This window comes from Phenylobacterium sp., from assembly GCF_044372605.1.
Classification (GTDB): Bacteria; Pseudomonadota; Alphaproteobacteria; order Caulobacterales; family Caulobacteraceae; genus Phenylobacterium.
The window spans coordinates 1-8,210 of the sequence record NZ_JBILRO010000157.1 but is presented as its reverse complement, the minus strand read 5'-3'; the positions used below and the strand labels follow the sequence as shown (position 1 = coordinate 8,210).

The window sequence follows — 8,210 nt, the reverse complement described above, 5'->3', positions numbered from 1 at the left end:
GCTCACCTGCAGCGCCGGTGTGGCGGTAAAGCCCCAGCCGCTCTCCGGAAACAGGCTGAAGACTTCTCCACGATCCAGCATGCCGTGGGACACCGCACGCTCGAGAAGCCGCGGGTCCGCGGCGGATCTGGCGGGCAAGGTCGGGCCCCAGTAGTCGATGGACGGCCGTCCCTCGCGCACCCCGACCAAGAGGGTGTCGTCGCCGCCGTCGAGTCTCAGCACATCAGACATTCAGGGCGCCGCCGCAGTCTGGTTGCCGAAGCTCAAACCCAGTGTGGCCCGGCGTCCGAATAACCAACGGTTCACGGACAGCCCCACGCCAAGGCAGGCGATCAGGGTCACCAGCATGAGGTGGATGTAGTGGATGGGCGTCCAGACGAAGGTGAATACGGCATAGAGCGCCACGCCGAACACCACGGCCGTCATCGCCGCGCGCGCATCCACATTGCGGAACGCCAGCCCCAGGATGAAGGCCGACAGGATCGGCATCGAAAGAAGGCCGTTCAACTGTTGCACCAGATTGATGATCGAGGCCGCGCCGGAATAGACGGGCACCAGCATGATCGACAGCACCATGAAGACCAGGGAGATGATGGTGTTCAGCCGCTTCACATCCGGCCTGGCGGCGATGAAGCTCTCATGCAGGTCGCAGACGTAGAGGGTCACCGATGAGTTCAGCACCGAGGTGTAGCTGGTCAACACGGCGGCGGCCATGAAGGCGGCGAAGGCCCCGGACAGCCAGCTCGGCATCACCTCGGCGACAATCCGGCCATAGGTGGCGTCGCCGATGTCGCCGAACAGCTTGTAGGCGCAGACCCCCGGGATCACCACGATCGCCGGCACGAACAGGATACGGATCACCACCGCCGCCATCACGCCCTTCTGCCCCTCGCGCAGGCTGGGCGAGGCCATGGCCCTCTGGGTGATGGTCTGGTTGGTGGACCAGTAGAACATCTGGATGAAGATCATGCCCGTGAGCAGCGTCGGCCAGGGAATAGGACTGTCGGGTCCGCCGATCATCGACAGGCGCTCCGGTGGAATGCCCGAGAAGTCGAAACCGATCGCCGCCATGGCGAGGATGGTGACCGCCGCCGCCATGCCCAGCACGCCCACGCCCGAAAGGGTGTCATAGACCGCCACGGCGCGCAGGCCGCCCAGGATTGTATAGGCGGCGCCTACCGCCGCGATGCCGCCCGCCATCACCAGCAATGGGGGACTGGAGACGAACATGGTCTTCAGGAACAGGCCGCCGGTGTAGGCCATGATCGGCAGATAGATGAACACATTGCCCAGCAGGAACAGCACCGAGACCGTCGCTCTCAGATGCTTCGAACCATACTTCCGCTCGAGAAGCTCGGTCGTGGTTGTGCAGTTGTTGCGATAGTAGATCGGCAGGAAAACGAACGCCAGCATCACCAGCCCGGCCACCGCCGAGAGCTCCCACCATGCCAGCAGCAGCATCTGGTTGCCGTTCATGCCCACCAACTGGTCGGTGGAGAGATTGGTGAGAGTGATCGAGCCGGCGACGAACGGCCAGGACAGGTTGCGTCCAGCCAGGAAGTACTCGCTGTTGCTGTCGGAGGAGCGCCCGCCCATCCGGTTCACCTGCCACCAGGTCGCCAGGGCCATAACCAGCGTCAGGCCGGCGAAAACGCCCCACTGGATTGTGTCCGATGTCATGTTCCGCCCCCGCCTCGACGCACTCTAGGAGCGCCCGACCGCCACCAACAGACCTGCCGTCACGTCCAGAGTGGTGACGAGGCCTTCAGGACCCGGCTCATCATCAGCATGCGGGCCACCACGCGCTTGTCCGCAGCGTCACGCAGCGTCGCTTCGTACCACGTGACTTCGGTCTTGGGAGATTCACCGACGGCGATCACCGTAGCGTCGGCCAGATAGTCGTGATCGAGGAAGATCGGCCCGTCGACGTACTGCAGCTCGATGGCCCCGAACATGCCGACGAAGTCCTTTACGGACGCGTAGAGCGGCCCCTCCACAGCGCGCAGCGCATCGATCGCGGTCGCGGGCGCGGCCACCCGTTCCCCGAAGACACTGGCGTCGCGGTACTCCGGCATGATCTCGGTAAGGTGATCGATCCGCGCCAGCCATCTCTCGCTGTCCAGCCGGCTTGGAACATCGCTCACCAGATCGCCCACCTTCGAGCTTCGCAGAATTCTGAGATCCACCGCCGGACGCTGCGCGGCGACCTTCAGACGCAGGGTCGAATTGGGATCGTCGCCGCCGACCCAGGCCGTACCTTCGTTGACCCGCACACCCTCCGGCGTCTCCATCCAGACGTTCGCACGACGCAAGTCGGCCCCGAGCTCTTCAACCGGGCCTGCGAAAACCTGAACCGGCTCACCGTCCGTCGTGGCGTTGACAAAGTGCAGGGAGAGCCCGCCGCGCCGGCGCCAGTCCGAGCCGAAGCGCTCCAGCAGCAGGGGCGTGTACTGCTCGAAGTGGATGTTGCCGGCCACAGTACCGCCGCGAAAGCCCAGCTTCTGCGCGGTCGCATCGTCGTGGATCGAACCCTTGGCGTCCCGCGAGAAGTTGACCGGTCGGCGCACGGGCCCCGCCAGAATCCCGTCGCGATCCTCGCACACGAAGGTGTCTGTCGTCACTGAGGTCTCTCCCTTGACCGGCCTTTGGGAACGCTCTTATTGACTTCGACTATAATAACCTGCGGAACGCTGTCCATGGACCTGAGCCTTTCGGAAGCTGAAATCGCGTTCCGCGACGAGGTCCGCGCCCTGGCCGCCAGCGCCTTTCCCAATGGCGAGACATTCGACCGGAGCCGGGCGCACGAACAACGCTGGCACAGGGCGTTGCTGGATCGCGGCTGGGCCGTCAACAAATGGCCTGTCGCGTTCGGCGGCCCCGGCTGGACACCGACCCAGAGCTTCATCTGGGAGCGCGAGATGATGGCCGCCGGCCTGCCGACCCAGGTGGGCGGCATGGGCCCCGGGATGCTGGCGCCAATCCTGTTCGCCTACGGCACGCCGGAACAGCAGGCCCGCTTCCTGCCGGACATCCTGCATGACCGGGTGCGCTGGTGCCAGGGCTACTCCGAGCCCGGGGCCGGGTCTGACCTGGCCTCGCTCCGCACCCGGGCGGTGCTGACAGGCGACCACTATGTCGTTGACGGTGAAAAGGTGTGGACCAGCGGCGCACATCGCGCCGACATGATGTTTTGCCTGACCCGCACCTCGGACGAGCCCAAGCGGCAGGACGGGATCACCTTCCTGCTCCTCGACATGCATGCGCCGGGCGTGACGGTACGACCGATCATCTCGATAGACGGGCGTCACATGTTCAACGGCGTGACGTTTGATGGCGTGCGCGTGCCGGCCGGGAATCGCATCGGGCGCGAGGGCGAGGGCTGGACGGTCGCCAAGGGGCTGCTGACCCATGAGCGGACCGGTCAGGCCTTTGTCTCGCTGTCCCTCGATATGCTGGCGCGGATCCGGCTGGCGGCCAGCGGACTGCCGGGGTCGGACGGCGGCAGCCTCATGGACGACGCGGGTTTCGCCGCCCGGCTGGGCTGGGCCGAGGTGGAGCTTCAGGCGCTGGCGATGACGGAACTTCGCACGCTGTCCGAAGTGGAAGCCGGCGGCGCGCCGGGCGCCCAGTCGTCGATGCTGAAACTGAAGGGCACCGACATCGTCCAGCGTGTGACGGAGTTCTTCGTGGAGTGCGCCGGCCCCTACGCCGCGCCCTGGTTCCCTGAGATAGCGGGACAGCGCCAGACCATCGGTCCCGACTGGGCCCAACCCGAAGTGACCCGCTATCTGGAAGCCCGCGCCGCCAGCATCGCCGGCGGCTCCGATGAGGTGCAACGCAACATCATCGCCAAGCATGTGCTGAAGCTGTGAAGTCCGGCGTAAGCCGGGCATGCTGGAGCCGGTACGCCCTTGAATCGGAGTTTAGTGCAAGCCTCGCGACCGCAGCGTTTCCAGGTTGGCCTCGTGCTTCCGCCGGTTAATGTTGAAGGCAAACAGAAGCAGTATCGCACTCCCCTGGAGCGCCACTATGGTGGGGATGTAGGTCAGGCCCAGGTTGGTCAACACCGACTCCGGCACCTGACCGCGCTTAGCGTCGTCAGGAAACTGGCTGAACGCCAGAATGGTCGTGGCTGTGAACACGCCGGCGCCGGAGACCATCTTCCGGACCAGCCCATTGGCGGACAGCAGAAGGCCCTCGGAGCGCCGGCCGGTGCGCACCTCAGCGTCCTCGACCACGTCAGCGATGAGGGAGGCCGTCAGGATCCCGGACGCGGCCGCCAAAGTCGCGTGGGCGAACTCCTGGCTGCACAGCACCAGGAACAGGACCGGCGTCCCGTTCTCCGGTCCGAGTCCCAGTAGCCGCAGGGACATGGGCGTAATGTGGACAAGGAGGCCTGTCGTCGAGGCCAGCAACACCCCGTATTTCTTGCCCAACATTCGGCCGAGCACAGGCGCCAGCGCCACGCCAGCCAAACCCCCAGTCAGGCTCATCGTCGCCAGCACAGCGAGCTGACTCTGACTAAGCTCCCAGAAGTAGATTCCGACATACATGTCGAGCCCGCTCTGAGCGCCCGCCGCCACGGCTATGAACAAACCCGACAGCGACACGACGATGAAGGCCCGATTGTTGAGGGTCGCGACGACCTCGGACAACATGCCCCGGAAAGTGATCGGCCGGTTCGGCGCCGTCGACAGGTAGGGGATCCGGTGCGCCGTCCCCACCGTTGATAGAATGATGGCGGCGAAGATGATCAGTGCGCCGGTCATCGAGTAGAGGAAGTAGCCGTCCCGCGCCAGCACACCGCCGGAGCCATCGGCGTTCTCCTTGAGAAAGAACTGCAGCGCCATGATCATCATGCCCGCGCCACCGAACAACACGAAGATCTGGCGCAGCGCGATCAGATTGGTGCGCTCGTCGTAGCCCTTGACCAGCTCAGGTACGAGCGCCTGGTGGGGGACTTCGAAGAAGGTGTCGAAGAACCGCACCGAGAACAGACAGATCGCCAGATAGATCGCCAGCGCCCCATGGCTCCAACCTTCCGGTGGATTCCACAGGAAGAAGAAAGCCACCGCGTAGGGCGCCGCAGAGACAAGCATGAACGGATGGCGCCTGCCCCAGCGGGAGCGAAGATTATCAGAGACCTGGCCGATGAGCGGGTCGAGCACCGCATCGAATACCAGAGCGATCATCAGGATGCCGCCGACCACCTGCGGCGGGAGGCCGACCACTTGATTGTAGAAGATCACCAGGAACGAGGAGATCGCCCTGTGTTTGAGATTGGTGGCTGTGCCGCCCACGGCGTAGAGCAGCTTCGCGCCCAGGCCGAGGGGCGGGGCGCGCTCAACGTCGGTTGCGGCTGTGGTCACACACTCTCCCAGACGACATTCAGACGTCGTAACTGTTTTCTGCTATGATTTGGTCGATACGCGCATCGAGTTCCGGATCAGGCCGATAGCCGCTCTTCAACCGCCGCTCCGTAAATCTCCAGGCACGCTCGACACCCTCTTCCAGGGGTATCTCGCAACGCCAGCCGCCTGCAGCGCGCGAGACCCTGCTGACATCGAAGATCATGGAATTGGACTTGTCGCCAAGCAAGGTACCCGTCCAGGACGGCTCGTACTTCACCAGCGTATTCGACAAAACGTTGACGATGTTCGGCTCGGCCCCGATCACAGCCCCAACGGTGCGAAGTATTCTATTCCACGTGTGCCCTACGCTGTCGGTTATGTTGAATACACTGCCAGGCGCATCCTGATGACCGCAGATATGTACGAACGCCCGCGCGAAGTCCTCGGCATGCGTCAGCGTCCATACGGACTCGCCGTCTCCATGCACGATGACGGACTTTCCGTTCACCAGGCGCCAGGCCAGGTGATCTCCACGAACGACCGTGCTCGGCAGATTTGTGCGATAGGTGTGGCTGGGACGAACAATCGTCACCCTGATATCGCCCGCTTCTTCCGCCGCCAGTAGCCGGGCCTCGCATGCCGCCTTCTTGCGGCTGTACTCCCAGAAGGGATTGCCCAGCGGCGTATCTTCCCGAATTAGCGGAACACTGATTGGCTTCGCATAGGCCGACGCCGAAGATATGAAGACATACTGGCCGCAGCTGCCGCCGAACATGCTGATATCCCGATCAATATCCGTCGGCTCAAACGCGAGAAACTGGCAGACGACATCGAAATTCTGCTTCGCGACTTCGGCATAGAGCGCGTCATCGGCGATGTCCCCGGCCACGTGCTTTACAAGAGGCGTCCCGAACCCCGGTCTGGCGCCTCGGTTGTAGACCGTAACATCGTGCCCGGCGCGAACTGCCTCCTCAACACACGCAAAGGATATCTCGCCGGTTCCACCAACGTACAGAACCCGCATGGTCAGGCGTCAACGGGCGATATCGCGCCTCTCACAATCCGCGCGCCGCCCAGCTGGTGCGAATCCAGGAAGTGGTTGACCCGTTCAGGGTCCTCCACGAACCGCACATTCCGATTGACGCCGTGAAGGCTCGGCGCATCGAACACCTCCCGCACGTCCGACTGGAACACCATCCGACCATCGCCAAGCTGTCCATCGTCCATCACGCGCAGCGTGGGGTCGGCGTCAAGACGGGCCGACAACGCCGGATCCAGGTCCTGAATGTACCGGCCACGCCAATTCTTGCACTTCCCCGCGTGATAGGTCGCCGCGATCATGGCGCGCGCCCTGATCCCGGTGTTGGGCACGCCACGGTGCCACATCCTTGGGTCTCGAAAACAGACGCTGCGCGCCGGGATCGTCATGCGCGATGGCGGTCCCCACTTCTCAAGGAGGTCCGGCCTGTCCTTGATCCTGGTAGTTGCCCAGGTGACAACCTCGGTTTCGAACTGCGACCTGGGATAAATCTCCGTGGCGCCATTGGCGATGGTGATTTCATCGAACGCGATTGAACAGCTGAGCGTCGTCATCGGCGGAGGCCAACTCTGGCCGTCGCGCGCCGCATCTTCCGGCGACTTCCAGGAGTAGGGCCGGTCGAAGTGCAGTGGTTGATAACCGCTATCCACGCAGTTCACATTACCATTGTAGAATCCAAGCCAGGCCCCGTCGCCCAGCACGCCCTCAACGACACATTCGATCAGCGGGTTCGCTACGAGATCGGGGCGGACGTAGGGAGCATATCGGCGGAGACCCAGCTGTAGGTGTCCCGGACCCGTGTTCTCCTCGTGTCGGGTGGGCTTCCCCAAAGCCCGGACCTTCTCGACGTCCTCCAGCACCGAGTCCATGAGCATGTCACAGCTCTCGACCGAAACAATGTCCTCGACGACAGCGAAGCCGATGGTTTCGATGTCCCGAACAATGGCCGCAAGTTTCTCAGGGGCGATCGTCCCATCCGCCCTCTCGGTCGCGGTAATCTGGTATCCCACCTGATATACTCCCTTGCTGACTTCTAGGCTGTTGGCGAGACCAAGGCTTTCCACCTGTGAGGCCGATCTCTCGGCCACAACTGAACCAGTATGCCGCTCGCCGAGTCCGGTTCGATAAAGACCCGATCCGTCCCGACGCCGCGGAGCTTGACGCCCCTGGCCGCAAGTTCGGCGACCGCTTGATCCAGATCGTCCACCTTGAAGGAGAGCAGGCGAAGCCCCTCGCCGTGCTCCCGCAACATCTGGGCGTAGTGGGAATCGTCTCTCGTTGGGGCGACCAGCTCAAGAAACGTCCCATCCGGCTGAATGAAGAACGCGACAGCGACCCCATTGTCCGGGTTGTTCACCCTGTGGCTCAGAGACAAGCCAAGCCGGGTCCAGGTCGCGACGCCTTCCTCAATGTCGCGGACCAGCAACACCACATGATCCAGCTCTTTAAGCGCCATTGATCTTACCCGTCCGGCCAGACCCTCGTGTCACGCTCCGATCAGAAGTCCTTGCGAACCGTCACGCCGAAGTATCGCTTGTAGTCGCGAGGCAATCCGCCGACCAAGCCGCCGTTACCCTGCGCGTAGGTCGTGCGATAGAACTTGTCGAACAAATTCCTGACAAGAACCCGGCCTTCCCAGCCGCTTTTCTTGTCCATGACCGAGAGGATGCCGTTCACGATACCATATCCCGGCGCGATGGTGTCCGGTGTCTGGGAGATGCTGTTCTGCTGGCTTGATTGATAAGTATAGTTTCCGGTCAGGTTGACTCGATATCTCTCCGAGTCATATGCCTCGTACTTCGCCTGCACCGAAATCTTGT

At 63.1% G+C, this 8,210-nt stretch carries 8 protein-coding genes and 1 pseudogene; 1 reads left to right on the top strand and 8 read right to left on the bottom strand.

Features of this window, described 5'->3' with window-relative positions; translation table 11 throughout:
• The 3 genes from ACIQ42_RS12675 to ACIQ42_RS12665 form a co-directional block, all read right to left on the bottom strand.
• A partial coding sequence (locus ACIQ42_RS12675; protein WP_397422556.1) for a hypothetical protein occupies positions 1 to 231 on the bottom strand: 231 nt, incomplete at its 3' end.
• Positions 232 to 1,680: an SLC5 family protein gene (locus tag ACIQ42_RS12670; RefSeq protein WP_397422554.1), complete on the bottom strand. Its 1,449-nt coding sequence runs from the start codon at positions 1,678 to 1,680 to the stop codon at positions 232 to 234. It lies immediately after the preceding gene.
• A 59-nt stretch (positions 1,681 to 1,739) separates the two neighbouring features.
• Positions 1,740 to 2,621, bottom strand: coding sequence for a hypothetical protein (locus ACIQ42_RS12665; RefSeq protein ID WP_397422553.1), 882 nt, complete (start codon positions 2,619 to 2,621; stop codon positions 1,740 to 1,742).
• A 75-nt stretch (positions 2,622 to 2,696) separates the two neighbouring features.
• Between ACIQ42_RS12665 and ACIQ42_RS12660 the strand changes: the two genes are divergently transcribed.
• Positions 2,697 to 3,872, top strand: a complete 1,176-nt coding sequence (locus ACIQ42_RS12660; protein WP_397422552.1) for an acyl-CoA dehydrogenase family protein — start codon at positions 2,697 to 2,699, stop codon at positions 3,870 to 3,872.
• Between the two features lie 51 nt (positions 3,873 to 3,923).
• Here ACIQ42_RS12660 and ACIQ42_RS12655 read toward each other — a convergent pair whose 3' ends face one another.
• From ACIQ42_RS12655 to ACIQ42_RS12635, 5 genes and pseudogenes are all read right to left on the bottom strand, one after another.
• Positions 3,924 to 5,369: an MFS transporter gene (locus ACIQ42_RS12655; protein WP_397422551.1), complete on the bottom strand. Its 1,446-nt coding sequence runs from the start codon at positions 5,367 to 5,369 to the stop codon at positions 3,924 to 3,926.
• Between the two features lie 19 nt (positions 5,370 to 5,388).
• Positions 5,389 to 6,240, bottom strand: a complete 852-nt coding sequence (locus ACIQ42_RS12650; protein ID WP_397422550.1) for an NAD-dependent epimerase/dehydratase family protein — start codon at positions 6,238 to 6,240, stop codon at positions 5,389 to 5,391.
• A 137-nt stretch (positions 6,241 to 6,377) separates the two neighbouring features.
• Positions 6,378 to 7,400, bottom strand: a complete 1,023-nt coding sequence (locus tag ACIQ42_RS12645; protein WP_397422549.1) for a phytanoyl-CoA dioxygenase family protein — start codon at positions 7,398 to 7,400, stop codon at positions 6,378 to 6,380.
• A gap of 23 nt (positions 7,401 to 7,423) precedes the next feature.
• Positions 7,424 to 7,846 (bottom strand): VOC family protein, encoded by a 423-nt coding sequence (locus ACIQ42_RS12640; RefSeq protein ID WP_397422548.1) that lies wholly within the window; start codon positions 7,844 to 7,846, stop codon positions 7,424 to 7,426.
• 41 nt (positions 7,847 to 7,887) lie between these two features.
• A pseudogene (locus ACIQ42_RS12635) lies at positions 7,888 to 8,210 on the bottom strand (hypothetical protein); the annotation flags it as partial.